This is a genomic window from Streptomyces sp. NPDC060031, assembly GCF_042736805.1.
Taxonomy (GTDB): domain Bacteria; phylum Actinomycetota; class Actinomycetes; order Streptomycetales; family Streptomycetaceae; genus Streptomyces.
In genome coordinates this window covers 43309-69878 of the sequence record NZ_JBHWVM010000028.1, presented here as the reverse complement: position 1 = coordinate 69878, position 26570 = coordinate 43309, and the positions used below count along the sequence as shown (strand labels likewise).

Here is a 26570-nt window from a genome sequence, read left to right as displayed (position 1 = left end):
CGGGGCCTGCGGAGGCAGCTGAGCGGCTGATCGCGCTCGGGGCGGTGCAACGGGGCTATTCAGGACGGCTCCGACGCCATGATCACACCAGCCACACTGTGATCGTTCCACCCAGAGGAGGGAGCAAGTGTTCTTCCGCACAATGTCAGGAGCCACCCGTGCTGCGCCTGCCGACATGGCCAGTCCAGAATGCTGCCGTGACCGAAGACGAGCGGAGCGGCATAGAGCTGCGTTCATTCCTGACATGCGCGACAGAGGTGGCTCGGCTGCTGGGCGTCGGAGACGTCGCCATGAAGCCGAACGACCAGGCCCGCCACCTCGCCCATGCGGTGCGTAAGCCCCTGCTCGAACGAGCAAGTCTGCCTGATGAGTTGTTCACCCCGTTGATGGCTGCAGCTGTATACGACCCGGATCCCAGCTTCTGCCGCTGGTTCGTCGAGCCGGCGGTCTACGCGTTCGGACGCCGCCGTGTGATGGCGGCATTGGTCGACTATCTGCGGATCGGCACGGATGCTGAGCGAGCGGGTGCCGTGCGGGCCTGGTACAGCGCCCATGTGCCCTTGCGCGCAGATCGGTCCCCAGCATACGGACCCGGCGGGGTACGTGATCCGGCTCTGGACGAGTCACAGGACATCAAGACCGCGTGGCTGGAGGCATCCATGCGGGTATTCGCCGAAGCCAGCGACCTTCAGATGCGCCACCGTGTCCTGCTGGGCCTACCGGCCTCCCACGCCGCATACCCACCACTCCTGCACAAAATACTTGAAAGCACACTCTCATCCGCCCGAGCCCATCCCGACCTACACATCCGTCGCTGGGCCGCGGCAGCAGACCGCGAGGGAGTCTGAGCCCGATGCTCACCCCTCCTGACAGTTACATGACAACCCCTAGAGCTCGTAACACGATCACGCTTCAGGCTTGCTGAGGCGTCGCCAGCAGATGAGGCTGCAGGCCAGGGACACAAACGCGTCGTAGAGTTCGGTACGGCGTTCCCAGCGGACGGCGAGGCGTTTGAACTGGTGGAGCAGGGCGAAGGTCTGCTCCACCACGTAGCGGAGCTTGTGCCCATGCCCTTAATGTTCGGTACTCCTCTGCGGGAGATGACCGACAGGATCCGGCGTTTGCGCAGTTCATCGCGGTTGGAGTTGGAGTCGTAGCCTTTGTCCCCGAGTAAAGCCTCGGGACGTCGGCGGGGCCGGCCGGGACGGCCTGCCACCGGTGGGATGCCGTCGACCAAGGCGAGAGTCTGGGTGACGTCGTTGACGTTCGCCGCAGTCGTGATGGCTGGCTCTGTTGGTTGTTTTAAAGAACGTCTGTTGCTCAGTGGCAAGAACGCCCTCCTCCTCCGGGAAGTGATGTTGCCGAGATTTGGGAACGCCTACGTTCTTGCGTCAGGACCGTGGTTGTGCCCGGCCTGGGGCGCCCCGGCTTGCCCCGGGCATGATGTCCTCGCGGATAACCCGTTCGCGTGACGCGGTCCCGGCTGCGTACGTTTCCCGTATGACCAGGACAACGCCGGCCAGGCCGGTTGCTGTGGAGGCCGTGTTCCCGGAGCTGGCGGCATACCGAGGGCGGACGACCCGCCTGCACCCGCGGCCGGGGCAGCCCGGGCGGCACGACAGTCATGTCGGCGGGCCGCTGCTGTGGCCGAGCGACGAGCCGTGGCCCGTCTGCCGCGAGCCGCACGAGCCCGAGACCGAGGGGTACGCACCAGAGGAGATCCGCGCCGCCCGGGCCACGGGCGTGTGGCCTCGCAGCCGCCCGTGGCCCGGCGCTGGCAGCCCGGGGGAGGGCGGTCCGACGCCTTTCGTGGGGCTCGCCCAGTTCTTCGGCCGGGACGTCCCGGGCCTGGCCGCCGGTCCCGGCGGAGCTGACCTTGTGCAGCTCTTCCGCTGCCCCCGCACCCATGGCAAGTACCTGGAGCGCCGATACCTCCTGCAGTGGAGGCTGGCCGCGCAGACGGAACGTGCGGACCCCTTCCTTGCTGCCGCGCCTGAAGTGCCATTACTCCGGTGGGAGGACGAACTCCCCGACCCCTGTGTCGTGCACCCCGAGGAGGTGGACACCTACCCGTGGGCGGAGGATGACACGCTGCCTGCGGCTTTGATCGTCCGCATCGACGCCTGGGACGACGACCAGACGGCGGAAGGCGGCCGCGACGCACCGAACTACCAGGGCGCCCTCTCGATCCCGCCCGGCTGGCGGGTCGGCGGCTTTCCCAGCTGGGCGTCGACGGGCCCGCTGGCCATCGCGTGCGCGTCCTGTAGGGCCCCGATGCGGCTCCTGCTGACGGCCGGGGGCGACGAGATGGACCCCGACTCGCACAGCTGGATGCCGATGGAAGACCGCGATCTGTCCCTACAAGGGATGGCCTCGATCCGGGGTGGCCAGTCCGTTGCCCAGCCCACCCGTCTCCGCTTCGGCCGTGACCGAGACCTTCACGTCTTCACTTGCCCGGCAGACCCGGGACACCCGCCCCAATGGGTGCTCTCTTGATCCAGGGACTACAGGTTCAGCCGGCGCGAGCACCGCTGCGAGCAACCGGCACTGTTCCCATATCTCGCCGACATTCCCCACAACAACCAGCCGCGACCGTTCCCCGAATCGGCAACAACCGTTTCTCTAAGTCACCTATGTAGCCATGATGGCTTTGAGCGATGTGCCGTGTCCATCACAGATCAGGTGGTGTTTGCTGCCCGTCTTCCCCCGGTCGACCGGCGACGGACCGGTGTCGGCGCCCCCCTCTTCGCCCGGATGTGGGAGCCATCCACGCACACCCTGGAGCAGTCGGGCCGGCTGGCCGCGTTCAGCTCGGCGAGCAGAACGCGGTGCAGCTGGTCGAACACTCCGGCCTGCTGCCATCGCTCCAGGCGCCGCCAGCAGGTCCGTCCCGAGCCGAACCCCAGCTCAGGCGGTCGAAATTGCCAGGCGATGTCGTTGTGCAGGACGTACAGGATGCCTTGCAGGCGCAGCCGGTCCGCTAGCGGCCGCAGCCCTGGTGACCTCGTCGGCCAGGGCGGCAGCAGCGGCTCAATCAGTGCCCACAAATCGTCGTCCACGAGCCACGGCCGAGTACTCACACCACCACGAACGGGCCGAATCGTCACACCGGACACGGCGGACCACAACATCTCATCGATCGAGGAATACCGCGAGGCCGAGGGCGGGCCGACTACGCGGACGGGGCCGCATGCAGCTCGAAGTTGGGCAGTGCCGTCCACGACAGGGTTTCGTTGAGATGCCCTGCGACAACGTCGGCAAGATGGCGAGCCGCGGCTTGGTAGATCCGTGCGCAGGTAATGGCGCCGTGTAGCGCCAGTGAGTGCTTTCCGTCCTTCATCGGCCTCAGAACCGAAGAGGCCGTGGGCACATCTTTCCTGATCGGGCCTGGCCAGACTTCACTGCGCCACCCGCTTGCTAGGCCGTGTGCGAGGCAGTGACGGACTTGCATCCAGCCTGCCGCTTGGATCCTGGTCTCTGCCCAGGTCAAGGCTTCTTCCTGCCAGAAGGTCTTGCCGACTGCCGGAGGTGCCCAGACGTCGATGCTAAAGCTGACTCCAACCTGCTGTTTCAGGGCCGGGAACTCGCGACCCGCCAGTGCCTCGATGTCCCCTACATCGGGGTTCGTGAGGTTCATCTTCTTCGCGATCTGGGCGAAGCTCTGACCCTGCTGATACAGCACGGTGGCGAAGAAGTCCTCAGCGAACCCCTCGAAAGCGGACAGCACACCAAGCGTTATAGCCGGTGCTAGGGCAGCGGCATTGCCGGCGCCTCCCTGCTTCCGTGGATGCAGTGCCAGCAGCCTTGACGGCACGATCAGCGACCGTGCGTACCGGTCCACACTGGACTGCAAACTAGGTGCGAGCACTGCCGTTGCCACGTATCTGCCTCTTCTGTCAGGTGATCGTTGAAGCGACTCGGATGATCTCACTAATCATGGGTGTCTTGTGCGCGCGAGAGCGGACCGCCTGGCGTCAACCTGGCGCCGTAGGCGCAGTGTTGTCAGAGCGATGGAGTACGTTCCCGCCCATGCCAGACGATGAGTGGTGGGACAGGGCAGAGGAGTTCCGGGAGTGTCAGGAATGCGATGACCTGTTCTATCCCGAGCCAGGCGCCCGCGCGGGTAACCGCTGCCAGAGGTGTGGACCCGCCGCGCGGCAAGCATCGAAGTATGGCCTGACAATCGCACAGGTCAACGCCATCCTCCGCGTGCAGAGGGATTCATGCGCGATCTGTGGCGAGAGCCCAGGAGACGCCGGTGTCGAGGGCCCGTCCTATTGGCAGATCGATCATGATCACAACTGCTGTACTGGATGTCAGCGATGCGTACGCGGCCTTCTGTGCAAGCCCTGCAACATGCGGGGCGTCGCCTGATACGAACAACTTGAAGCAGCTCGGCGCGACTGGCCACGAATGAACGCCTACCTGGCACACCCGCCGGCGCGAACCCGGGAGGCCCAAGTGCAGGCGATCGACACGGGGCGCGTGCGCATGAGAGAGGGCGCCGACGCTCAAGCCCGGGACGCGTTCACCACAGTCATGTCACGCCATTTCGACGGGAAGCCTTAAGGCGGTTCCTGATGGCTCCCGAGACCGCGCAGTGACCCAGCTTCGGACCCGAGAGTTAGACGAGGCGTACAGCGTGACCCTGGCCTTCCTTTCGGCGTGGCGCTGCCGCCAGACGAAGCGCCCTGCGTTGGGCGTCAGGTGCGGTCACTTCAGCAGCGCCACGCCTAGTAGGTCCCGAAGACGGCAAGGACGGCGACATCTCGAGACGGCAAAACGCGTTCAGCTCGGCGAGCAGGATCCGGTGCACCTGGTCGAAGACCCCGGCCTGCTGCCACCGCTCCAGCCTGCGCGAGCAGGTCTGCCCCGAGCCGAACCCCAGCTCAGGCGGTAGAAATTGCCAGGCGATGTCGTTGTGGGCTCTTTCGGATGCTTAGAGCTCGTAACAGGATCTTGTCGTGAAGTCCTGGTCGGGCGTGACCGATGTGACGATTGGGCCGTTCGTGAGGTGTGCCGACTCGACCGTGGATCGTGGATGACGACTTGTGGGCGTTGATCGAACCGTTGTTGCCACCCTGGCCCGCGCGTTCACCCGGGCCCCGGCCGGTGGAGGACCGGTTGTGTCTGCAGGGTATCCTGTACGTCCTTCACCAGGACATCGCGTGGCAACTGCTACCGCTTGAGCTGGGGTTCGGCTCCGGACAGACGTGTTGGCGGCGTCTGGCCCGGTGGCAGGAGGCGGGGGTCTTCGAGCGGTTGCACCGCCTGCTGCTGGCCGAGCTGAACGCGGCCGGCGAGCTCGACTGGTCCCGTGCGTGTGTGGACGGCTCTCACGTCCGCGCGAAAAAGGGGGAGCCGCGACCGGTCCGTCGCCGGTCGACCGGCGGAAGGCGGGCAGCAAGCACCATCTAATCTGCGATGGTCGCGGCACCCCGCTGCACGTCATCACGACCGCCGCCAATGTCAACGACATCACCCAGACCCTGAACCTCGTCGACGGCATCCCGCCTGTCACCGGACGCCCTGGCCGCCCACGACGACGCCCCGGATCCGTCCTGGGTGACAAGGCCTACGACTCCCGGGCCGTGCGGCGCGAGCTGCGACGCCGCCGGATCCTGCCGGTGATCTCCCGCAAAGGCTCGCCGAACATCAAGGGCCTGGGCAAACTCCGCTACGTCGTGGAGCAGACCTTCGCCCTGCTCCACCAGTTCAAGCGCCTGGCCGTGCGATGGGAACGACGCCTCGAACTCCACGACGCCCTCATCTCACTGGCCTGCAGTCTCATCTGCTGGCGACGCCTCAAGAAACATCGATCATGATCGTGTTAGGAGCTCTTCGGTGTGTTCATTTGATTGTCGGTTCCCCGGTGATAGATGACGCTTTCAGCAACCTCTCGACCGGCCACGACGATTGCGGCGATGACTGCCACCCAGCTCCAACAACCTCCGCTCAAGTCGGTCACTGTGGAGCAGAGCGCGAATGCGAGAGCGGAAAATCCGATGTAGGTGCCGGACTCTCGGATCATAAGCGTTAGTTGAGTTCCCTCGCGTCGACCTAGGAGGGGACCCAAAAGGAGAGTAATAGCTCCCATTAGAAGCAATGTGGTCGTCTGTGGTGAAATATCGCCCACGCGGCTGTCTGTGGGGGCGGCAAAGAGGACAGTCCAGGCTGCTAGCGCGATGGTTCCTCCAAGTAGGCAGACATCAAACTGACGCCTTGTCGCAGCCAGCGCTAGCTCATGGATCTCATCGGATTCTTCCGCGGATGCAGTTGCGGGAGCGGCCACTTCTACGACCCCGCCTCGAACGGCCGTCCCTAGGTCTTTTCGAAATAGCACTAGATAATGCACGAACCAGAACGCTCGGCCCGCGACTACGGCAGTCAGGAGCACCCAAAAAATAGTGCTCGTTGAGACTGAAGTTGACAGCCTGTGTAGGGAATTCATTTCGGTGGACAAGGGGGTCGTTGCATGCATCGGCCGGTGTAGCTTCTATTTCTGTGCTTGCAAATAGTCAGGCTGCCCTCCAAGGGTCTGGTCAGGTACTCGGCTAAGCCGGCAGTGTATTCTGCCAATTCCAGGGAGCCCCATGCGCTGGCTGGATCTCCGAGCGCCATTTTGCAGGAAGCAAGGTCGGCGTGTAGGGCGGTGGTGTGGATTTCCAGGAGTGCCGCCAATGGGCTCGCCGGATCGCGCTGGCGATGGTAGTTGTTTTCCGAAATCAGTGCCGTGCACACCTCGGCTGCTTCCGCGTAGGCGCCGTCTCTCATTTGTTGTGAAATATGCACTCTTTTTTCTAGGATGGCTCCCAGGGTGTCAGCTTGGTCGCCGCTCTCGGAAATTCCAGGAGTCGACATTCCGGCCTCCGTCGCTTCGCTGGCAATATAATAATCCAATATTCCCAGGATGGGATTCGGGAAACCGAAGACAGTCCACTCGGAGTAGCGGGATCACCTGTTTTGATGTATGAGCTCCTAACACGATCATGATCGATGTTTCTTGAGGTGTCTCCAGCAGGTGAGACTGCAGGCGAGGGAGACGAAGGCGTTGTGGAGTTCGGTGCGGCGTTCCCAGCGGACGGCGAGGCGTTTGAACTGGTGGAGCAGGGCGAAGGTCTGCTCGATGACGTAGCGGAGCTTGCCCATGCCCTGGATGTTCGGGGCACCTCTGCGGGAGATGACTGGCAGGATCCGCCGTTTTCGCAGTTCGCGGCGGTTGGGGTTGGAGTCGTAGCCCTTGTCGCCGAGCAGGGCCTGGGGGCGCTGGCGGGGCTGGCCCGGGCGGGCCTGCGGCGGGCGGGATGCCGGCGACCAGGGCAAGGGTCTGGGTGGCGTCGTTGACGTTGGCCGCGGTGGTGATGACCTTCAGCGGGGTGCCGCGTCCGTCGCAGATCAGGTGGTGTTTGCTGCCCGTCTTCCGCCGGTCGACCGGCGACGGACCGGTGTCGGCTCCCCCCCTTTTCGTGCGGACGTGGGAGCCGTCGATGCACGCTCTGGACCGGTCCAGCTCGCCGGCCGCGTTCAGTTCGGCGAGCAGGATCCGGTGCAGCTGGTCGAAGACCCCGGCCTTCTGCCACCGCTCCAAGCCTCGCCAGCAGGTCTGGCCCGATCCGAACCCCAGCTCCAGCGGCAGCAGTTGCCAGGCGATGTCGTTGCGGAGCACGTACAGGATGCCCTGGAGGCACACACGGTCCGGTACCGGTCGCGGCCCTGGCGACCGCTCGGGCCAGGGCGGCAGAAGAGGCTCGATCAGAGCCTACAAGTCGTCGTCCATGATCCACGGCCGGGTACTCACACCATCCCGAACGGTCGAATCGTCATACCTGTCACGACCGACCAGGAGCATTCAGCAAGATCGTGTTACGAGCTCTTAGTTGCTTTGTGCCCACTCCTCGCAGAGCTCGGCCACGCGCACGATGTGCTCGCCTATCTCCTGGCTCAGTGCGGGGAAGTCGTAGCCGGGGTAGTAGGCCTCCACCAGGCCGCAGAGCGGCAGACTCAGCGACAGTTGCGCGGTTGCCCGCGCCGCCGGCTGGTAGTGGATGAGGGTGTTACGGAAGCCCCTACGATTACCTTGGAGCATCAGGGCAGTCGTGCTGTGGCCGAGTATGGCGTCAAGGATTCCCTGCGACCGTCCAGTGACACTGGCCCCGTAATGCCGCTGAAGCTCCCTAAGGCTCGCCAGCACCTGGTAAAGCGTGACGAACTTGAGCTTGAATACGGTCTCAGCCGAGGCATTGTCCGTGTCACCCGAGAGCATAACGTCAAGGAAGTTAAGGGCGCACCGAAAGGCCGTTAGAGCCCCCACCATGCCGTCATCAAAGGCGGGGTCGAACGCACCGTTGAAATACTTCTCAGTCTTGACGTCCTTGTTCTCTATCTCGCCCAGGTTCATGGCATTCACGAACGTCGTCGGACCCTCCCACGGGAGGGTCCCCAGGAAGCGGGCAACGTAGCCGCCCTGGGACTCACCTACAGCCATAAGCGCCAGGCCGAGCGACTTCGGGTCGGTCAGGTCTTGCGGCGTCGCTCCCAGGTAGAAGCTGGCTACCTGAGTGGTTGTTACCAGCCGACCCCGATAGCTCCAAAGCCCCAGGTCATCCACCCACGCCCGAGCTGCCGGCAGCCAAACTTTGCTTCGTAGGTGCTGGCGGAACGCAATCAGCAGGTCATCGAAGTACTTCGAGACACCGACCATGCCCTTGTTAGGCCCCGTGTCTTTGAAAAGCTTGACTGTGTGCCGCACCCGCTCGATGGTGACGCCACTGTCATAGTTAAGCAGGGTCGCTCGCGCCGGGTCGATCTCCTTGAGAGCCCTGTGCGACTCGTAGACAAACAAGGAGATGTAGTTGTTCATGCAGTACAGCGGGATGAGCGTATTCTCGGGGTCAGCCAAGACGCTACCGAGGAAGCGGCGGGCAAACGTGAAATCGTTTTCCATGAGCCGCACCGCGACCTGGCTTTCAAGGGTGGTACCCGCGCCCATCTGCTACCCCTTGCTACTGCGACTCGTTGACGATGATTCAAGGGAAGTGTCCGCGCCCCTACTTTCATGTCATCAAGAATAGATCCGCGCACCTCTGGCCCGGAAAAGGAGAATGCCGAAAATTCCAAGAAGGCGATCCGAGTTTAGGCCACGCATCTGATGATGACCAGACCTGGTTGGAGACCGAAGCCCTCGTGGAGTCGGCCCCCACTTCGGACCCTGTACCGTCCGGAGCGCTTGACCCCGTTGACACGACGCTTGCTCAACCTGGGTCAGCTGGATCACGACGGCGCCTCAGAGCGTGCCCAACTCCGCGAGGCTTTCGGCTTCCAGGTCTTTGACGGGACCTCCACCCTCACAGAGCCGACCAGCGTGGCGAGAATGCCCGGCCAGCACTGACCGCTCGTCACGGATTGTTTTTGTCAAGTAGTTCGAGCAGCTTCCTGGCCTCACTGACAAAATCTGATCCTCTCTCCGTGAGGGCGAGCGGGCTGACTCGCTTGATCACCGTAAAGCCTATGGAGCGCTCAGTGCGGTTGAGTTGGTTGTGAAGGCTGCCGTGATCGATGCCCAGAGCACGCGCCGCCGCAGCGATGTTCCGGTGTCCGGGTAGCTGGACGATGCGGCGAAGGCGTTGGACGCAGTTTTTAGTCAGGCTGACGGACCGCATGGCAGGCGACAGGACAACGTCGAGGTGGGCGAATGGGCTGGAGTAGTAGGAAGTGGGGTGCCGTGGGATGCCGAGTCTGGCGATCATCGTCAGGACTGTCCGCGCGGAGATGCCAAGCTCGCGTCCGATATCAGGTGAATTCCTCAGCTTGTGTACGTATTCGTTCTCCAGCCACTCACGGGTGGTGATGCCTTCGATGTTCAGGGACGGATAGCCATCGCGCACTGGGATGTTGGCCTCGTCCAGTGCGGCCCGGATCGTGGTGGCGGAGCACTTGGCGAGGGCCGCGATTTCCCGCTGGGTGAGGCCCTGCTCTTCGTAGAGTTCTCGCAGCCGATCCGGGGCCAGGGGGCCCTGGCGCGGGATGTGGGTCCGGTGGCGGGAGCGCGGCGGGTCCGGACGAAGGGCCGTGGTGGCGGTGGCCTCGGTGTGGAGGCGGAGGTGGTCCTCGCCAATACCGAGGAGGTCGGCTGCCTCCGGCGCTGCCCGACCGGCGGCCATCAGTTCGGCGAACCGCTCCTGGTCGATCTCCCTAGGGGTGACGCCGGGCCAGTGTGACCCGTCGAGCCAGTGTGTAGGGGGTTCCCAGTGGACTGGTTCGGCGATGTGGTGCCGGGCGAGGTTCGCGGCGGCTTGGAGGTGGAGGAACTCGCGGGTGTCCGCCGGGAGCTGGTAGTGGAACTCGGCGTACCAGCTCGGAGCGCGCGAGGCGGCTCCCGGATGGGCACCGAGCAGGAGGTGCAACAGGTGGTGGCGGAGCCTATGGACCTGCCGGGGTGTGACCCGCAGGCCCTGCGTGCGGCAGAGCTGGGCGTACGCGCCGATGTCGAAGTCGATCGTGCTCTGGGAGAACGTCGCCCGTCGCCGTTCGTAATCGATCGGCGACGGGTAATCGTCCAGGGCGCGGGCCAAGGAGGCGAGCGCGGCGGCCAGTCTCGTCGGATCCTGTCCCCCCATCACGGCATCGAAGGCCTTCCGGTTGCTGGTCTGGACGCTGTTGTTGCCCAGCAACGCGGAGGCGGTCTTGAAGTCGTAGGCGTTCGAGCCTGTCAGCAGCAGCATGGAAGCGCAGGTTCTGCGAAAACCCGGAAGGAAGTCGGCTCGGGTGGCGTCTGCCGGCAGCAGTTGCATAGTCCATGTCGGCCAGAGCATGGCCGGTGTGCCGGCCGCACGGCGCAACACTTGGGTGCGGGGCAACGTGGGCATGGCCGGTGCGGTCGTTGCCGAGCCGTAACGGACCCGGCTCATCAGCCCGAGCTCGGGGTCCATGTCAGCCAGCACCCGGGCGGCCACCTTCGGCCCGGCCAGCGACCACTGTCCGGCGCTGGCGGTCAGGTTGGTCTTGGGCCCCCGCTGGCGTCGGCCGGATGCCAGCAGCCAGGTGAACACCTCGTCGCGAGCTGGATGGTGGTCCTGCGAGGCGATGGCGGCCAGAGCAGTGCCGATCGCGACGTTGTGGGCGTCGTTGGCTTCCTGCCGCTTGGCCAGGGCGGGCAGGGTTCCGCCGCACTCGGCCAGAACTCCGTGAACGGCAGCCGGGGCCGTCGGTAGGTCGGTATGGACGGCCCTAAGTGCGTGTCGGGCAAGCACGTAGAGTTCTTGTCCGCGTGCCAGCGCCGAATCCGTGCCCCGGTCGGCTCCCAGCAGCACTCGATCGACCTCGCGCTGGGCTGCAAGAACGGCTCCACCGCCGGGCAGGGCCACGGCGGGTGCCCGAGTGAGCTCATAGCCGCAGCGCACCGCCTTACCTGTACCGACGCCGTAGAGGCAGGTGCCGGGTCGGGCCGGGCGGGTGCGGTTGGGCCTGTTGACGACCGGCGAGTATAGGCAGCCAGGGCACCGGTCGAGTAGGAGGAGTCCGTGGCGGGTGCAGGCGAAGGACCAAGGCAACCTCCATGTCAGCTGCCAGCGCCCGTGGTCTTCCTCCAGGCAGGTAGGGCAGAGGCGGGTGTCGGTGCCGTAATGCCTCCAGGCCGGGGGCCTGCCCATCATGCGGGTTTCCGGATCGATGGTCACCACTGATCCGTTCCAGGGCCACAACGTCATGGCTGTCAGGGTCCGGGCATCAACTCCGGTTCTGCGGACGATCACCTCGTTTTCGAATGCCGTCAGCTGGCGGACCATCAGACGCGGGCGAGCGGTGGGCATACCCATGAACCGCAGGAGCTCCGTCGCAGTAACCGCCAGGCGCCGGGCGAGCGCCTCCAGCCAGCTGTCGAGCCCCTCACCCGGGATCGGAGGCACCCGGATAGGGATGTGGTCGGCAGTCCAACGCGTCACGCGGACTTCCTCCCGATCACGGACTGCGGCCTGCAGGACAGCAGGCCCGCTTGGATCGCCGCCTGCAGGTCCAGCCGGGCCTCCTCGGCTGCGGCGTCGTTCTTGACCTGGTCCATCAGTTCCGCATCGAGGCATTCGCGGCCGGTGCGGATCGCCCGGTAGCAGCCCCGGTTGATCAGCGCCATCAGCGAAGCGAAGTGGCCGCTGGAGCGGGCCCAGAAGTAGTCCGCGAGGTCGTCGGCCAGCATGCCCGGGTACTTGTCGGCCAGGACCAGCTGCTTCTCGATCGTTAGCAGGACCGTGCGGAAATCCTGCCGCCCCTGTTCGTCCTCCACCTGGAACGGCAGCAGGGTCAACGGGGTCGTACGGCGGCCGAACTGCGCGTGCAGGGACTTCCTCAGCGACTGCCCCTCGCTCAGGATCCCCCGCTCGCGCACGCCGACACCGACGTAGATCAGTGTGACCGGGAAGGTGTTGGACAGGAACTTCAGCTGGTTGACCATCCTGGCCGAGTTCGAGACCCCAGCGGCCAGGAAGTGGATGTCGTCGATCACGAAAGCAGACGTACGCATGGTCAGGACCGCGTCCACCGCACGTTCCGCCAGGGTGTCGGCGTCTCCGGTCACCGGCAGCTTGTAGAACCGGCAGATCGCCGCGTTCAGGCCGCGGATCTGCGTGTTCCCGCTTAGGGCAACATAGATGAGGGGAACCCTGCGGTGCCCGGCGGCCGTCGTCTCCCCGCGCAGAAGGACCTGCTGACGATAGAACTCGCGCCCGAAGTCCATGGCCGCCGTGCTCTTCCCGATCCCCGGATAGGCGTCCAGCAGGGCCGCAGGCTTGGCCTTGGACCCATCCTGGCGATTCGCGCCCACAATCTCGAACAGGCTCTCGTGGAGCTCGAGGAGCTGCGGCGTCTTGATCGGACCGATGTTGGCGTGCCACACGTGTCGGCCGTCGTGGTAGCGCACCAGATCTCGCGGGGACAGGTCGGCCATCTGGGCACGCGACAACCGCTCCGGCTGGACGCGGTCCGGACCGTTGACCATCTCCAGCCAGCCGTCCAGGCGCGTGGGCGAGTACTGGCGGTCGTCACCTTCGAAGGCCTCGCTCCCCGTCGGCCCGATCACCGGCTGTCCCAGATGCCGGCGTAGAAGTCGTCCTCGTCGATGACGCCGCTGGCTGCCCCGTCCCCGGGGAAGGGCGCCTCGCACTCCTGGTCCTCGTCGTCGTCCCCGCCTGGCACCACCTCGGGCTCCGGCACCCCTCGTGAGTCCAGCGCGGCGGCTGACTCCTCGCTCTTGGCGGCGGCAGGTGCCACCAGCGAGGTGATGCGGCTGACCGTCGGCAGCTGGGAGACCTCGTCTCCCAGCTCGATGTCGCCCTCGCCGACCAGCCGCAACCGCTCCTGCGAGAGCCGCACCGCCATCCGGCGCTCGGTACGGTCCGCGGTCAGCCCCGCGCCCCATCGCTCCAGCAGCTCGACCAGGGCACGTTTGACGTCCGGGAAGCGGTGCGTCTTGATCGCGAGCCGGCGTGCGTACTTCAACGCCTCCAGGCTGGCCGGGCCGTTCAGGGCGGCTGCGTGCTCCCAGTCCAGCGCGTGCCACAGGTGCGACCGCGGATCCTGGAAGTAGATCCTCCTGATGTCCGCGCGGTCCACCGCGACCGGCCACTTGCCCGCCTGCTCGCCGCGGTGTCCGCTGATCTGGTTGCGGTACCCCTCCAGCGCGTCACCGTTGTAGCGAAGCCCGTTGATTTCCACTCCGTAGTGGTGGATCGGGCACCACTCCTCCTCCAGGAACTCCAGCGCTAGCCCCGGCCGCGACGCAATCCGCAATGGCCCTGCCCTGGTCACGCCGTGCTCGAACATTTCCAGCGGGCTCAGCTTCAGGCCCGGGACCTCGGGGACTGTCAGCCCCCGGTGGTGCCGCCTGTGATACACCAAGGTGATCCACTCGCGGATGATCGCCTCGAGCTCGTCCAGGAAGAAGTACGCCTCCTCCTCCACCTTCACCCCGCGACTGTGCACGTCCGGGCCCTTGTAGCCAGGAAGCGCCGCCAGCAGTCCCTGGTTCAGCGTCTTGAACCACCGCTCCACCGGCTTGTCGGTGGGCGTATACGGACGGGCCGGCTGCAGGGAAATGTCGAGCTTCGCGCAGACACTCGCGATGTGGTTCGAGACGTAGACCTTGCCGTGGTCGTAGATGATCGTCTCCGCGGCGACGGGCGGCAGCAACGGCTGGCCGTGGGCGTCCACCAGCTTCTCCGCGTCCAGCACCACGGTGGAGGGCACCCCGCAGTACGGAAGCGGCTCACCGCCGCCCGCCACCTCTCGGGGACGGATCGTCTCGAACAGGACGCCGGCCACATCCGTCGACTTCGTCGACACCGGCGTCAACCGCAGCCCTGTGATCACTCTGCTGTAGAGGTCCATCGCGACCGTGAGCTCACAGCGCACCCACCGGCATGTCACCGGCTCCATCGCGAAGACGTCCAGACTGTTGGTGTCCAGCACCACGTACTCACCTGGCCGAGTCGCTCGCAGCCTGCCGTAGACCCCCTGCGGGCTGTTCGCGATCGACCGCTTCCCCTTCGTACTGCCCTCGAACGCATTCGTCCCCCGGCCAAGCTCCTTCAGCAGCGCGTACCCCATCGTCTGCCCCGGAATGGTCACCACACCACGGCCGTGCTCCTTGGCCAGACGCTCCTCGATCTCCGTCAGCACCAGTCCACGGACCGGGCGGCTGGACTTCTCATGCCTCTTGATCACCGAGCGCGCCATGTCCAACCAGCGCGGATCCGCCCGGTCCAGCACGCTTCGCTGCTGACGCCGACTCACCAGCCCGGCCGGTCCAGCCCCCTCGACCCTGGACACCCATCGGCGCACCGTGGCCGGATCGACTCCAAGCTCTGCGGCCTTCGCCCGGTACCGGTGCATCAACGGCACCCCCGGCGCATAGTCCGCCCGTGGCTCACCTTCCAACGCCATTTCACAAGAGCCTAGTTGGTAGCCAAAGCGAACCTCTTGGACGTGCCGGAACCGAGCGGTGAGCGCATCGTCCTCAGCGGTGCTGAGGCCACCCAGCACAGCACCGACCGCTGGCTCCGCAGGTGGGGCCTCCACCAGGAACTCCGTGGACGGATGGGCCAGCAGCACCGACAAGTCGACCTGCCGCCACGTCGGGCGGCCATCCGCCGACATCTGTTGCAGCAGGACGCGACGGCCTTCGATCTCCGCGATCGTGAACTGCTCGCCGTCGTAGGTCAGCGGCAGTCCCGGCCGAAGCGTCGTCGTCCAGGAGGCACTCACGCGGACCTCCGAAGAACCCACTCGCCACTCAGCGGGCGTGACAGGTCAGTGGTCAGCCGACCAGACCACACCAGGGCCAACAGCGCCGGACGCACCTCGTGCTCCGGACGCCCGGCCGCCAGCCGCCGCTCGGCGACCGCGAGCCGATCCCCGTCCTGCACGCATTCCCAAGCACGCTCAATATCGGCTCGCGGAACCACGCCGGGGCGGCGGTAAGCCGCGAGGAACCGGACATTCTCCAGGACCACGCGGTCCTCCCCGGACCAGATCTCGTACTCCCAACCGTGCCGCTCGACCAGCTCACGCGGCCAAGCTAACGCTTCCGCGATCCTCGGATCGGCGAGCCGAGCCTCCGGCTTGACGTTCACCACCCGCACCACGCCCGACTCCATGACCAGCAGAAAGTCCGGCACATGCCGACGTACACAGTTCCCGACCCGGGCCGTCATGTGGCACGGCTGGGCATAGATCCCGCGTACTGCGGGATCCATATCCGCCAGCAGAAGTCGCGCCAGCTCCAGACGGCTCTCGTAGACCACCGGTCCGGCCATCGTCACCGACGCGTACCGACCCGAGTAGTGCGCCTGACCATGAACGGAGCGGAACCTCCGCCACGGCACCGACCAAGTGAAATCGGCCAACCGCAGATCCCTGAACGGAATCTTTCGCACCGATGCGTCGTCATAGCGGACCGACGCTGTCGGCTGTTCATACTTCCCACGTACCCGAGCTGGACTCTGAACGGCCATACGATGGAAGCTAGTTACCATCCGGAGTCGGTGCGCACAGATCCATGGAAATGCGCATCTGGTGCGCATCTCATGGGTACAGTGCGCACCGTTTCGCGGAACCTAGACCCCATCAGGCGGCGGGCCGGGCGGCCTCGATCAGCTGGCGCAGGGCGCCGTGGTACACCTCGTGGTCGGTCAGGGCGGGCAGTACGTCGGCCAGAGCGCCGGAGAGGACCGGGAACCGCTCCGGGTCCAGGGCCGCCAGGGCCGCCCGCGAGGCGGCGGTGACCCCGGCCGGATCGCGGTGGTCCACGAAGGCGGCGCTGCCCAGGGTCAGCAGGTACATCCGGCGGTACGCGGTCATCGCCTCGGCGGGGGTCATCCCCGCGGCCACGCTGTCGGCGAGCGCGGGCTCCACGAGCCGGGCCAGGAGCTGGCGCCCGAGCCAGGGCCGGCCGCCGCGCAGGACCAGCAGTCCGGGGTGCGCGGTGAGCAGCCGGTAGAGGGCGGTGAACCGCAGCTCGGTGGCCTCGGCCCAGCCGGTTCCGGCCGGGATCTCGGGCAGCTGGGCCGCGAGGTGCTCGGTGCAGAGGTCCAGCAGGCCGGCGAGGTCGGCGCAGCGGCGCTGGACGGTGGCGTGCGAGACCTCCAGCCGGTCGGCGAGGGCGCGGAAGCTCAGCACGCCGGGCCCTTGTTCGTCGAGGATCCGCAGGGCGGCAACGGCGATCGCCTCGGGTGTGGCGCGGTCCAGGGCGGCTGATCTCCTCGGCATGAGATACACCGTATCAGACGGCGTAACGTACGCCGTATCAACCCCTTCGTGTGACCCCGACTACGCCCATATTGCTGGTCATTGGCCAGTAATCCGCGACTTATGTTGACAGTGGGTAGTCACACCGCTGCACTGGGCCGTCGACAGTCTTCCCCACGTCTAGGAGACTCCGTGCCGCCTCGCCTGCGCGCCTCGCTCCCCTGCCTGACCGCGGCCGCCCTGCTCACCCTGTCCCTCTTGCCCGCCCGCGCGGCGGCCGAGCCGACGGCGACCTCGGACACCCCGCTCGCGCTGACCCCGCCCATGGGCTGGAACAACTGGGCCCACTACATGTGCGACATCGACGAGGCCAAGGTCGTCGCGAACGCCGACGCGCTCGTCTCCACCGGCCTCGCCGCCAAGGGCTACGACACGGTGACCGTCGACGACTGCTGGATGACCAGGAGCCGCGACGACCAGGGCAACCTGGTCGTCGACACGGACAAGTTCCCGCACGGCATGGCCTGGCTCGGCGACCACCTGCACGCCAAGGGGCTGAAGTTCGGCATCTACCAGGACGCCGGATACCTCACCTGCGAGCGCTATCCCGGCAGCGGCGCGCCCGACGGCGGCGGCCCGGACCACTACGCGCGCGACGCGCGCCAGTTCGCCGCCTGGGACGTCGACTACGTCAAGATGGACGGCTGCAACCTCTGGGTGCCCCCGGGCACGACCAAGGAGCAGGCTTACCGCGACGCGTACAACTCCGTCGCCAAGGCCATGCGCGAGAGCGGCCGGGACATGGTGCTGTCCGCCTCCGCGCCCGCCTACTTCCAGCAGGGCGAGTGGGGCGGTCCCGACTGGCACAAGGTGCTCGGCTGGGTCGGTGAGACCGGCCAGCTGTGGCGCGAGGGCCGGGACATCAAGGTGTACAAGCCGACCGCCCCGGACACCTCGCGGTGGAGTTCCGTCCTGGGCAATTACGGCTACAACCGCTGGCTGGGGCGTTACGCGGGCCCCGGAAACTGGAACGACCCCGACTTCCTGATCGCGGGCGCCCCCGGGCTCACCGCGGCCGAGAGCCGCAGCCAGGTCGGCCTGTGGGCGATGATGGCCGCCCCGTTCATCCTCTCCTCCCAGGTCTCCGAGCTCTCCCCGGCCGGGCTGGCCGCGCTCGGCAACACGGAGCTGATCCGGCTCGACCAGGACCCGATGGGCCGGCAGGGCGCGGTGGTCTCCTCCAACGCCACCTTCGACATCCTGGTACGCCCGCTGGCGGGCGGCGACCGCGCGGTGGCCGTGCTCAACCGGTCCGGCAAGGCGCGGGACATCAGGGTGCCGCTCGACGAGATCGGGCTGCGCACCGCGGCCACCGGCGCCTGCACGGCCGGGGCGAAGAACCTGTGGAACGGGGAACGCCGCGAGGTCTCCGACGCGTTGACGGGGAAGCTGGACGCGCACGACACCGCGGTCTGGCGGCTCACCCCGCACGGCTGCGCCGAGGCCGTACCCACCGGCCAGATCACCGGGGACGGCGTCAGGTGCGCCGACGGGGCCAACACCACCGGTGTCGGCGCCGTCGTGATGGCGGGGTGCACCGGCGCCCCCGACCAGCGCTGGACCGCGGAGCGTGACGGGAGCCTGCGGCTGGCGGGCGAGTGCCTGTCGGCGGGCGAGAAAGGCCTGGTGGAGCTGGCCGACTGCGCCGCGGACCACCGCCGACCGGGGCAGGGCTGGACCCCGCGCCGCGACGGGGCCCTGGTGGAGGACGCGAGCGGGCTGTGCCTGACCGCTCCGGCACCGGTCGCGACCCCGGACGCGCCCGCCGGGCGGCTGCGGCTGGCCGAGTGCGGTGACCACCGGGTCGACCAGGCCTGGGCCCTGCCGGTCTGACGGGCACGGGGATGAGGAATTCGATGCCACGCGACCCGAGCCCGTCCACCCGACGGCTGTCCACCCGAGGGCTGCCCACCCGACGGCTGTCCACCTCCCTCGTGGTGCTGCCCGCCGCGCTGCTGACCCTGGTCTGCGCGGGGGCCGCCCCGGGAGCCGCCTCGCCCGGAGCCGCGGCGCCCGCCGCCGAACCGCGAGGCGCCGTACGGACGCACGCGCGGGCCGCGCCGAAACCGCGGACCTTCGACACCGGGCCCGCGCGGGCCGCGCTGGAGCGGCTGCTGCCCCGGCACGCCGCGCAGTTCACCCTCGTACCGGACACGGCAGCCGGGGCCGACACCTTCACCGTGTCCGGGGTGGCCGGCGCGATCACGGTCCGGGGTTCCACCGGCGCCACCCTGCTCACCGGGGTCGGCTGGTACCTCCAGCACATCGCGGGCGCCGACATCGGCTGGCCCGGCGACAGCGTCTCCATGCTGCCCGCCGAACTGCCGCGGGTCCCCGAGCCGGTCACCCGCAGCGCGCTGGTCCCGCACCGGTACGCGCTCAACGACACCGACGACGGGTACTCCGGCCCCTACCGCTCCTTCGAGGAACACCAGCGCCAGATCGACCTGCTCGCCCTGCACGGCATCAACGAGGTGTTCGTGCAGGTCGGCGCCGAATATCCGTACTACCGGGCGCTCCAGGAATTCGGCTACTCCGCCGAGGAGCTGCGGGAGTGGATCCCCGGCCCCGCCCACCAGAGCTGGTGGCTGCTGCAGAACCTGAGCGGCTTCGGCGGCCCGGTCACCGAACGGCTGATGCGCGAGCGCGCCGAGCTGGGCGGGCGGATCGCGGAGCAGCTGCGCGCGCTGGGCATGACGCCGGTGCTGCCGGGCTACTTCGGCACCGTGCCGCCCCGCTTCTCGGCGCGCAATCCGGGCGCGGCCACGGTCCCGCAGGGCGACTGGGCGGGCTTCGACCGGCCGGACTGGCTGGACCCGAACTCGGCGGCGTTCGGGAAGCTGGCCGCCGCGTACTACCGGGAGCAGCGCGCTGTCTTCGGCGACAGCGCGATGTACCGGATGAGCCCGCTGCACGAGGGCGGCCGGACCGGGGCGGTGGACGTGAGATCGGCGGCGGGCGCGGTGCAGTCGGCACTGGACGCCGCGCACCCGGGCTCGCTGTGGGCGGTGCTGGGCTGGCAGGACGACCCGACGAAGGAGCTGCTCGCCGGGGTGGACACCTCGCGGCTGCTGATCCTGGACGGGCTGTCCGACCGGTACAACCGCCTCGACCGGGAGACCCGTTGGGGCGGCGCCCCGTACGCGATGGGCAGCATCTACAACTTCGGCGGACACACGACGATCGGCGCGAACACCTCGGTGTGGATCGACCGGTTCGGTTCCTGGCGGGCGAAGCCGGACAGTGCGCTGACCGGCATCGCCTACCTCCCGGAGGGCACCGGGACCAATCCGGCGGCCTTCGACCTGTTCACGGACCTGGCGTGGGAGCCCGGCCCCGTCGACCAGCGCGCCTGGTTCGCCCGCTTCGCCCAGCGGCGCTACGGTCGCGCCGACCCCGCCTCGGCGGCCGCCTGGGAGGAGCTGCGCAAGGGTCCGTACAGCACCTCGTCGGGGCTGTGGTCGGAGTCCCAGGACAGCCTGTTCACCGCCCGGCCGGACCTGGCGGCGGCGGGGGCGGCGTACTGGAGCCCCAAGTCCATGCGCTACCCGGCCGGATCGGTACGACGGGCCCTGGACCACCTGCTCAAGGTGGATCCGGCGCTGCGCGGCTCCAGTGCCTACCGCTTCGACCTGGTGGACACGGCCCGGCAGGCCCTGGCCAACCATTCGCGGGTGCTGCTGCCGAAGATCAAGGCGGCGTACGAGGCCAAGGACCTGCCCCTCTTCCGCCGGCTCATCGCCGACTGGGCCTCCAGGGAGCGGCAGTTGGACGCGCTCGTCGGATCCGACCCGAACTTCCTGCTCGGCGGCTGGCTGGCCGCGGCCCGCTCCCGGGGCGCGGACGGCGCCGAGCAGGACCGGTACGAGTACGACGCGCGCTCGGTCCTGAGCGTGTGGGGCCGGCAGAGCACGAGCGAGGGCGGCTTCCTGCACGACTACGCCAACCGTGAATGGAGCGGCCTGGTCTCCGAGTTGTACGCGAGGCGGTGGGCGGCCCACTTCGCGTCGCTGGAGGAGGCGCTGGTCCGGCGGGCCGCGCCCCGCGCGATCGACTGGCACGCATTCGAGGAGGAGTGGGCGCGGCGCACCACCCGGCACCCGGACCGGCCCACGGGGGATCCGTACGCCCTGGCGGCGCAGGTCGCCGCCTCGCTCCCCGCGGCCAACTGACGTACCGCACCGGACGCGGTGGCGATCACATCATGCGGTGATCGTCACCCTCCCGTGGGAATCTCGGTACCCGTGCGGGGGAGAAGACCCGCAGCGGTTCGTCGCCGGGGGCGGGCACTCGGTTCACTGGCCCGGACGATCAGGGGCGGCCGCCGGGGTGCGATCCGGCTGCCGTCCCTTCCGACGCCATGACGGTGCGCAGCCGTCGTGCCCTCCCGTAGGAGTGTCCGAGCATGTCCGAGACCGAACAGGGGCGGCCCGAGGCCGCCTCGTCGACCGCCGCGCCCAAGGCCGCGCCGGCCGAGGGAGGGTTCAACCCCTCCGCGACGCTGGAGCTGCTGACCCTCCTCGCCGCCGGGGTCGCCGATCTGGCGCTTGACCAGTTACGTCAGTCCGCCGACAAGGCCCAGGACGTGATGCGCCGCTCCGACCTGCGGGAACTGCTCACCGATGGGGTGGTCGAGCTGCGCAAGCGCGGGGAGCTGGCCACCAGCAGAGTCGGGGCGGGCTCCGAGAACTACCTCGAGACCATGGCCCGCCGGGCCGCGGAGAGGGCCGGTCACCCCCGTGCATGACCACACCGGCTTCAAGGACCGCATCGACGAGGTGCTGGTCCGGCTGGCGGACGAGGAGGAGCGCGCCCTGCTGGGGCTGAACGTCGAACTCTCCCCGCTGTCCGAGCAGTTGCGCCGCTCCCTGGCCTACGGGAAGCGCATCCGGGCCGCCTTCCTGTACTGGGGCTGGCGGGCGGCCGGCCAGCCCGACTGCGAGGGCGTGATCCGGGCCGCGGCCGCGATGGAGCTCGTGCACGCGGCGGCCTGCACGCACGACGACATCATCGACGACAGCCGGATGCGGCACGGGCAGCTCACCGCGCACGCCGCCTTCGCCGCCGCGGGGCAGCGCTCCACCGCGCTCGCGATGATCCTCGGCGATCTGCTGATGGGCTACGCGGGCCACCTCTTCACCTCCTGCGGGCTGCCCGGGGCCTATCTCGCACGGACCGTGCCGCTGTGGTCCACGCTGCTGCGCGAGACCATGGCCGGCGAGTTCCTCGAAGTGCTGCGCACCGACGCGCGTGCGACGCGGGAGCCGCAGGTCTCGGAGTCCCTGGAGGTGTGCCGCTACAAGACGGCCAAGTACACCGTGGAGCGGCCCCTGCACCTCGGAGCCACCCTCGGCGGCGGGCCGCGCGCCCTGCTGGAGGCCTTCTCCGCGTACGGGCTGCCGCTCGGCGAAGCGTTCCAGCTCCGCGACGACCTGCTGGGGACCTTCGGCGACCCGGCCAGGACCGGCAAGTCGAACCTCGACGACCTGCGGGACGGCAAGCCCACCGCGCTGCTCGCCCTGACCCTCGCGGCGGCCGGCGAGGACGACCGCCGGCTGCTCGCCAAGCTCGTCGGCAATCCCGAGCTGGGCGCCGAGGAGGCCGCCTCGGTACGGGAGCTGATGGAGCGGTGCGGGGCCCGGCAGCAGGTCGAGGACATGATCGGGGAGCGGATCGTCCGCGCCACCGATGCGCTGGCCACCGTATCGATGCCGGCGGAGGCGCGGTCCGCCCTGTGCGAGCTGGCCGGCACGGCGGCCGACCGGTCGCGGTGACGCCGCTGAGGCCCTTGAAGCCGCTGAGGCCGCTGAGGCCCGCCACGAGCGCCGCGGCCGCCGCGCCCCGCCGCCGCGTACGACTTTGAGCATCCCGAAGAACGAGGAATGACGTGAACGCCACCAATACCGCTCCCCCGAAGCCCCGTTACAGCGACGCCGACCTCGACACGCTGCGCACCCAGGGGGATCCGCTCGCGGACGAGACCGTCGCGACGATGTTCCGCCGCAAGGAGGTGGGCGACCTCAACACCCTGATGCGGTTCTTCAGCACCACGGGGGACAAGCTCCCGGAGAAGCTGCCGGCCGCGGCCGCCTCGTACTTCGAGGCCACCGCCATGCCGCCGAGCTGGGTGGACTGGGACATCATGGAGCAGGCCCGGCTGTTCTTCATGGACAACGCGGCCCACATCAACACCGGCCTGTCCTTCTCGGCGATGCCCGCGACCTACGCCATTCCCCGGCTCTCGCGGCTGCTCTCCTCCACGCACTCGCTCGCGTACCCCTCGCGGCGCATGGCCAACACCGGCCAGTTCGTCACGTACCTGATGCAGACCAACTCCTTCGCCGAGGGCAGCAAGTTCATCCCCGCCGCGCAGAAGGTGCGGCTGCTGCACGCGGCGGTACGCCACCACCTGCGCGAGGGCGGCCACTGGGACATCGAGAAGGACGGACTGCCCATCTGCCAGGAAGACATGATCGGGGGTCAGATCTGCTTCTCGCTGCTCGTCCTGGACGCCATGCACCGGCTCGGCATCCACATGAGCGAGGACGGGGCGGAGGCCTACTTCTACGCGTGGCGGGTCGTCGGCTCCATGCTGGGCTGCGACATGTCGGCCGTACCGCAGAACCTGACCGAGGCCCGCGACTACTGCGACCTCTACCTGCTGCGCAACCTCGGCCCCTCCCCCGAGGGGGTCAAGCTGAACGCCCAGCTGATGCGGATGTACGAGGACGTCGTGCCGGGCACCCTGTTCGACCCGATGGTGCCCGCCACCGTCCGCCACCTCGTCGGCGACACGATCGCCGACTGGCTGGAGATCCCGCGCAGCCCCTGGGACACCGCGGCGAAGGCCGTGCCCGTCTTCCTCGGACTGCTGGAGACCATCGAGGACAGCAGCCCCTTCGCGGAGTGGGCGCTCGACAAGGCGGGCTCGCTGCTGGCCGGCTTCGAACTGTCCGCGCTGACCCGGGGCCGGGTGATGCACCACGCCATCCCCGCGGAGCTGAAGACCGAGTACGGGGTGAAGGCGCCGCGCACCGGGCGCTGGGTGCCGCCGGCTCCCGTGCACTGACGGCGGCGCCGGGGCGGGTCACACTGGCCGTGTGAAGGCACAACCGGAACAACCGGAACGACCAGCGCAATCGTCGCGACCGCCGCGACCGACCCGCCCGGCACGACCCGCCGACCGGCGGCTCCGCCTGGCCGGCGCCGTCAGCGGGCTGGTCGCCGCCCTCGCCGGACTGGCGCTGGCCGAGCTGACCGCGGCGGCCGTCCGGCCCGAGTCCTCCCCGGTCACCGCAGTCGGCGGGGCCGTGGTGGACCGTACCCCGGTGGCGGTCAAGGAGTGGGCGATCCGCCAGTTCGGCGTCGCGGACAAGCTGGTGCTCAGCCTCGGGATCGTCGCGGTCCTCGGCACGGTCGCCGTACTGGCCGGGTTGCTCGCCGTACGCCGGCTCCCCGCGGGCATCGCACTGGCCGGCTGCTTCGGGGCCGTCGGCGCGGTGGCCGCGCTCAGCCGCCCGGAGGCGACCTGGCGGGACGCGCTGCCGTCACTGGTGGGCGGGGCGGTCGCGGCCGGGGTGCTGTATCTACTGGTCACGGCGTTGAACCGGCCCCGGCCGAGCTACGCCCCGCCCGGCGGTGCCTGGGCGATGGACCGGCGCGGCTTCGGACGGCTGGTCGCCGCCACCCTGGCGGTTTCGGCCGCGGCGGGCTTCGCAGGGCGGCGCCTGGGCGCCTTCGGCTCGGCGGGGGCGACGGCCTCCCGGGCGGACTTCGTCCTGCCGCCGCCCGCGGTGCCCGCGCCGCCGGTGCCGGCCGGGGCCGATCTTCGGGTGCCCGGTGCGTCGCGGTTCCTCACCCCCAACCGGGACTTCTACCGCGTGGACACCGCCCTGGTCGTCCCGCGCGTGGACGCGGACACCTGGCGGCTGCGCATCCACGGCGAGGGGGTCACCAGGCCCCTCACCCTCGACCTGCGGGAGCTGCTCGCCCGCCCGCTGGTCGAGCACGACATCACCCTCACCTGCGTGTCCAACGAGGTCGGCGGCCCGTACGCGGGCAACGCCCGCTGGCTCGGCGTACGCCTCGCCGATCTGCTCCGCGAGGCCGGGGTCCGCCCGCCGTCCCGGGGCGGACCCGCCGACCAGCTGGTGGCGCGCTCCGTCGACGGGATGACGTTGGGCACCCCCGTCGAGGCCGTCATGGACGGCCGGGAGGCACTGCTGGCCGTCGGGATGAACGGAGAGCCGCTCCCCTTCGCCCACGGTTTCCCCGTACGGATGGTCGTACCGGGCCTGTACGGGTACGTGTCGGCCTGCAAGTGGCTGCGCGAGCTGCGGCTGACCACCTTCGACGCGTACGACGCGTACTGGGTGCGCCGGTCCTGGGCCGCGCGGGCCCCGGTCAAGACCCAGTCGCGCATCGACACCCCGCGGGCGTCCGCCGAACTCGCGGCCGGCCGGGTGGCGGTCGCCGGGGTGGCGTGGGCGCAGCACCGGGGGATCTCCCGGGTCGAGGTACGGGTGGACGGCGGCCCGTGGCGGGAGGCGCGGCTGGGGGACGCGGACGGCGACGACACCTGGCGCCAGTGGGTGTGGCAGTGGGAGGCGACCCCCGGCCGGCACACCTTGGAGGTCCGGGCCACCGACCGCGGGGGCGCCGTCCAGACGGGTGAACGCGCCGGAACGGTCCCCGACGGGGCGACCGGATGGCACTCGGTCCCGGTGCGCGTGAATCCGGCGTGAGACGGGCCGCCGACCGGTCCCCCGGTCAGGGGGCCGGGGCCGGGCGGCCGTCGCGCGCGAACCGGTCGATCGCCCTGAGCGCGTGCGCCCTCGACTCGTCGTCGCCCAGGTGTCCGCCCTCCTCCACGACGATCAGCTCGGCGTCCGGCCAGGCGCGGGCGAGCTCCCAGGCCGTGTCGAGCGGCGCGGCCATGTCGAGCCGGCCGTGGATCAGCGCCCCCGGGATCCCGGCCAGCCGGTGCGCGTCGCGGATCAGGGCGCCCTCCTCCAGCCACGCGCCGTGGGCGAAGTAGTGGGCGCAGATCCGTACGAGGGCCAGCCGCGCGGCGGGCGGCCGGTCACCGTACGGCCGGGAGGCTCCCCGGGTCTCGCCGGACAGGACGGCGTCCTCCCAGTCGCACCAGTCGAGGGTGGCCCGCTGCCGGACGGCCGGGTCGGGATGGTTCGTCAGCCGGGCGTACGCCCCGACGAGATCCCCGTCGGCCTCGGCGGCGCCGGCTCCCGCCCCGGCCCCGGCGGCGAACCGTTCCCAGGACTCGGGGAAGAACCGCCCGGCCCCGCGGTAGAGCCAGTCGATCTCCGAGCGCCGGGTGGTGGTCACCCCAGTGAGGACGATCTCGGTGACGCGCCGCGGGTGCGCCTCGGCGTACGCGAGGGCGAGCGTGGACCCCCAGGACCCACCGAGCAGCAGCCAGCCGCCGATGCCGAGGTGTTCGCGCAGCCGCTCCATGTCGGCGATCAGGTGCGCGGTGGTGTTGTGCGCCAGGTCGGCGGCGGGGTCGCCCGCGTGCGGGGTGCTGCGCCCACATCCGCGCTGGTCGAAGAGGACGATCCGGTAGCGGGCGGGATCGAAGTACCGCCGCCAGCCGGGTCCGGAACCGGAGCCGGGGCCGCCGTGCACGGCGAGGGCCGGTTTGCCGGCGGGGTTGCCGGATTCCTCCCAGTACACGAGGTTTCCGTCGCCGACGTCGAGCATCCCCGAGGCGTACGGCTCGATCGGCGGGTGCAGTGCGTACGCGCTGGTCATCGGCAGTT

Annotated in this window: 21 protein-coding genes and 2 pseudogenes; 10 read left to right on the top strand and 13 right to left on the bottom strand. The window is 68.6% G+C overall.

Features of this window, described 5'->3' with window-relative positions:
- Positions 1–197: 197 nt before the first annotated feature.
- On the top strand, positions 198–848 hold the full coding sequence (locus ACFWB8_RS15535) for a hypothetical protein (protein WP_385226180.1): 651 nt from the start codon (positions 198–200) through the stop codon (positions 846–848).
- Between the two features lie 57 nt (positions 849–905).
- On the opposite strand, the gene ACFWB8_RS15530 is transcribed toward ACFWB8_RS15535, so the two are convergent.
- Entirely contained in the window at positions 906–1049 is a 144-nt protein-coding gene (locus ACFWB8_RS15530; protein WP_385226225.1) for a hypothetical protein, read from the bottom strand.
- Between the two features lie 62 nt (positions 1050–1111).
- Positions 1112–1330: pseudogene (locus ACFWB8_RS15525) on the bottom strand (transposase); the annotation flags it as partial.
- A 170-nt stretch (positions 1331–1500) separates the two neighbouring features.
- Here ACFWB8_RS15525 and ACFWB8_RS15520 point away from each other — a divergent pair.
- Positions 1501–2496: a hypothetical protein gene (locus ACFWB8_RS15520; RefSeq protein WP_385226178.1), complete on the top strand. Its 996-nt coding sequence runs from the start codon at positions 1501–1503 to the stop codon at positions 2494–2496.
- Between the two features lie 144 nt (positions 2497–2640).
- Here ACFWB8_RS15520 and ACFWB8_RS15515 read toward each other — a convergent pair.
- Positions 2641–3131 (bottom strand): annotated as a pseudogene (locus ACFWB8_RS15515) (transposase); the annotation flags it as partial.
- Between the two features lie 41 nt (positions 3132–3172).
- The gene (locus ACFWB8_RS15510) at positions 3173–3727 is read right to left on the bottom strand and encodes a hypothetical protein (RefSeq protein WP_385226176.1); all 555 of its coding nucleotides are present in this window, start codon (positions 3725–3727) and stop codon (positions 3173–3175) included.
- Positions 3728–3921: 194 nt separating this feature from the next.
- Here ACFWB8_RS15510 and ACFWB8_RS15505 point away from each other — a divergent pair, with 194 nt between their 5' ends.
- Positions 3922–4374 (top strand): endonuclease domain-containing protein, encoded by a 453-nt coding sequence (locus ACFWB8_RS15505; protein WP_385226223.1) that lies wholly within the window; start codon positions 3922–3924, stop codon positions 4372–4374.
- Positions 4375–4624: 250 nt separating this feature from the next.
- On the opposite strand, the gene ACFWB8_RS15500 is transcribed toward ACFWB8_RS15505, so the two are convergent.
- On the bottom strand, positions 4625–4915 hold the full coding sequence (locus ACFWB8_RS15500; RefSeq protein ID WP_385226221.1) for a transposase: 291 nt from the start codon (positions 4913–4915) through the stop codon (positions 4625–4627).
- Positions 4916–5034: 119 nt separating this feature from the next.
- Between ACFWB8_RS15500 and ACFWB8_RS15495 the strand changes: the two genes are divergently transcribed.
- Positions 5035–5825, top strand: a protein-coding gene (locus ACFWB8_RS15495) for an IS5 family transposase (RefSeq protein ID WP_385226220.1) whose coding sequence is annotated in 2 segments (ribosomal slippage) — positions 5035–5334 and positions 5337–5825 — 789 coding nt in all. Because the reading frame shifts where the segments join, the coding sequence is not laid out codon by codon here.
- Between the two features lie 1162 nt (positions 5826–6987).
- On the opposite strand, the gene ACFWB8_RS15490 is transcribed toward ACFWB8_RS15495, so the two are convergent.
- The 7 genes from ACFWB8_RS15490 to ACFWB8_RS15460 all read right to left on the bottom strand — a co-directional run bounded on the left by ACFWB8_RS15490 (position 6988) and on the right by ACFWB8_RS15460 (position 16752).
- Positions 6988–7756 (bottom strand): IS5 family transposase gene (locus ACFWB8_RS15490; protein ID WP_385226218.1). Its coding sequence is split into 2 segments (ribosomal slippage): positions 6988–7284 and positions 7286–7756, totalling 768 coding nucleotides; the frame shifts between segments, so codons are not numbered across the junction.
- A gap of 117 nt (positions 7757–7873) precedes the next feature.
- On the bottom strand, positions 7874–8989 hold the full coding sequence (locus ACFWB8_RS15485; RefSeq protein ID WP_385226174.1) for a hypothetical protein: 1116 nt from the start codon (positions 8987–8989) through the stop codon (positions 7874–7876).
- A gap of 406 nt (positions 8990–9395) precedes the next feature.
- The gene (locus tag ACFWB8_RS15480) at positions 9396–11939 is read right to left on the bottom strand and encodes a TniQ family protein (protein WP_385226172.1); all 2544 of its coding nucleotides are present in this window, start codon (positions 11937–11939) and stop codon (positions 9396–9398) included.
- Positions 11936–13066 carry an AAA family ATPase gene (locus ACFWB8_RS15475; RefSeq protein ID WP_385226170.1) on the bottom strand — a complete coding sequence of 377 codons (1131 nt, stop codon included), beginning with the start codon at positions 13064–13066 and terminating at the stop codon, positions 11936–11938. Before ACFWB8_RS15475 ends, ACFWB8_RS15480 begins: the two co-directional genes overlap by 4 nt.
- Entirely contained in the window at positions 13063–15249 is a 2187-nt protein-coding gene (locus ACFWB8_RS15470; RefSeq protein WP_385226168.1) for a helix-turn-helix domain-containing protein, read from the bottom strand. Before ACFWB8_RS15470 ends, ACFWB8_RS15475 begins: the two co-directional genes overlap by 4 nt.
- A complete protein-coding gene (locus tag ACFWB8_RS15465; RefSeq protein ID WP_385226166.1) occupies positions 15246–15920 on the bottom strand; it encodes a TnsA-like heteromeric transposase endonuclease subunit in 675 nt (224 codons plus the stop codon). Before ACFWB8_RS15465 ends, ACFWB8_RS15470 begins: the two co-directional genes overlap by 4 nt.
- 190 nt (positions 15921–16110) lie before the next feature.
- Positions 16111–16752, bottom strand: coding sequence for a TetR/AcrR family transcriptional regulator (locus tag ACFWB8_RS15460; protein ID WP_385226164.1), 642 nt, complete (start codon positions 16750–16752; stop codon positions 16111–16113).
- 171 nt (positions 16753–16923) lie between these two features.
- Here ACFWB8_RS15460 and ACFWB8_RS15455 point away from each other — a divergent pair, with 171 nt between their 5' ends.
- From ACFWB8_RS15455 to ACFWB8_RS15430, 6 genes are all read left to right on the top strand, one after another.
- Entirely contained in the window at positions 16924–18624 is a 1701-nt protein-coding gene (locus tag ACFWB8_RS15455) for a ricin-type beta-trefoil lectin domain protein (RefSeq protein ID WP_385226162.1), read from the top strand.
- 23 nt (positions 18625–18647) lie between these two features.
- Positions 18648–20963 (top strand): alpha-N-acetylglucosaminidase, encoded by a 2316-nt coding sequence (locus ACFWB8_RS15450; protein WP_385226160.1) that lies wholly within the window; start codon positions 18648–18650, stop codon positions 20961–20963.
- Between the two features lie 233 nt (positions 20964–21196).
- Positions 21197–21538 carry a hypothetical protein gene (locus ACFWB8_RS15445; protein WP_385226158.1) on the top strand — a complete coding sequence of 114 codons (342 nt, stop codon included), beginning with the start codon at positions 21197–21199 and terminating at the stop codon, positions 21536–21538.
- The gene (locus tag ACFWB8_RS15440) at positions 21531–22565 is read left to right on the top strand and encodes a polyprenyl synthetase family protein (protein ID WP_385226156.1); all 1035 of its coding nucleotides are present in this window, start codon (positions 21531–21533) and stop codon (positions 22563–22565) included. Before ACFWB8_RS15445 ends, ACFWB8_RS15440 begins: the two co-directional genes overlap by 8 nt.
- A gap of 113 nt (positions 22566–22678) precedes the next feature.
- Positions 22679–23860: an oxygenase MpaB family protein gene (locus ACFWB8_RS15435; protein ID WP_385226154.1), complete on the top strand. Its 1182-nt coding sequence runs from the start codon at positions 22679–22681 to the stop codon at positions 23858–23860.
- Between the two features lie 127 nt (positions 23861–23987).
- The gene (locus ACFWB8_RS15430) at positions 23988–25535 is read left to right on the top strand and encodes a molybdopterin-dependent oxidoreductase (RefSeq protein ID WP_385226216.1); all 1548 of its coding nucleotides are present in this window, start codon (positions 23988–23990) and stop codon (positions 25533–25535) included.
- A gap of 25 nt (positions 25536–25560) precedes the next feature.
- Here the strand turns inward: ACFWB8_RS15430 and pip are convergent, their stop codons facing one another.
- The gene (pip, locus tag ACFWB8_RS15425; RefSeq protein ID WP_385226152.1) at positions 25561–26562 is read right to left on the bottom strand and encodes a prolyl aminopeptidase; all 1002 of its coding nucleotides are present in this window, start codon (positions 26560–26562) and stop codon (positions 25561–25563) included.
- Between the last annotated feature and the right edge of the window lie 8 nt (positions 26563–26570).

Coding starts and splice junctions, on each gene's coding strand:
- pip (WP_385226152.1), bottom strand. CDS start 26,562: ATGACCAGCGCGTACGCACTGCACCCGCCGATCGAGCCGTACGCCTCG.
- ACFWB8_RS15520 (WP_385226178.1), top strand. CDS start 1,501: ATGACCAGGACAACGCCGGCCAGGCCGGTTGCTGTGGAGGCCGTGTTC.
- ACFWB8_RS15445 (WP_385226158.1), top strand. CDS start 21,197: ATGTCCGAGACCGAACAGGGGCGGCCCGAGGCCGCCTCGTCGACCGCC.
- ACFWB8_RS15460 (WP_385226164.1), bottom strand. CDS start 16,752: ATGCCGAGGAGATCAGCCGCCCTGGACCGCGCCACACCCGAGGCGATC.
- ACFWB8_RS15505 (WP_385226223.1), top strand. CDS start 3,922: ATGATCTCACTAATCATGGGTGTCTTGTGCGCGCGAGAGCGGACCGCC.
- ACFWB8_RS15450 (WP_385226160.1), top strand. CDS start 18,648: ATGCCACGCGACCCGAGCCCGTCCACCCGACGGCTGTCCACCCGAGGG.
- ACFWB8_RS15485 (WP_385226174.1), bottom strand. CDS start 8,989: ATGGGCGCGGGTACCACCCTTGAAAGCCAGGTCGCGGTGCGGCTCATG.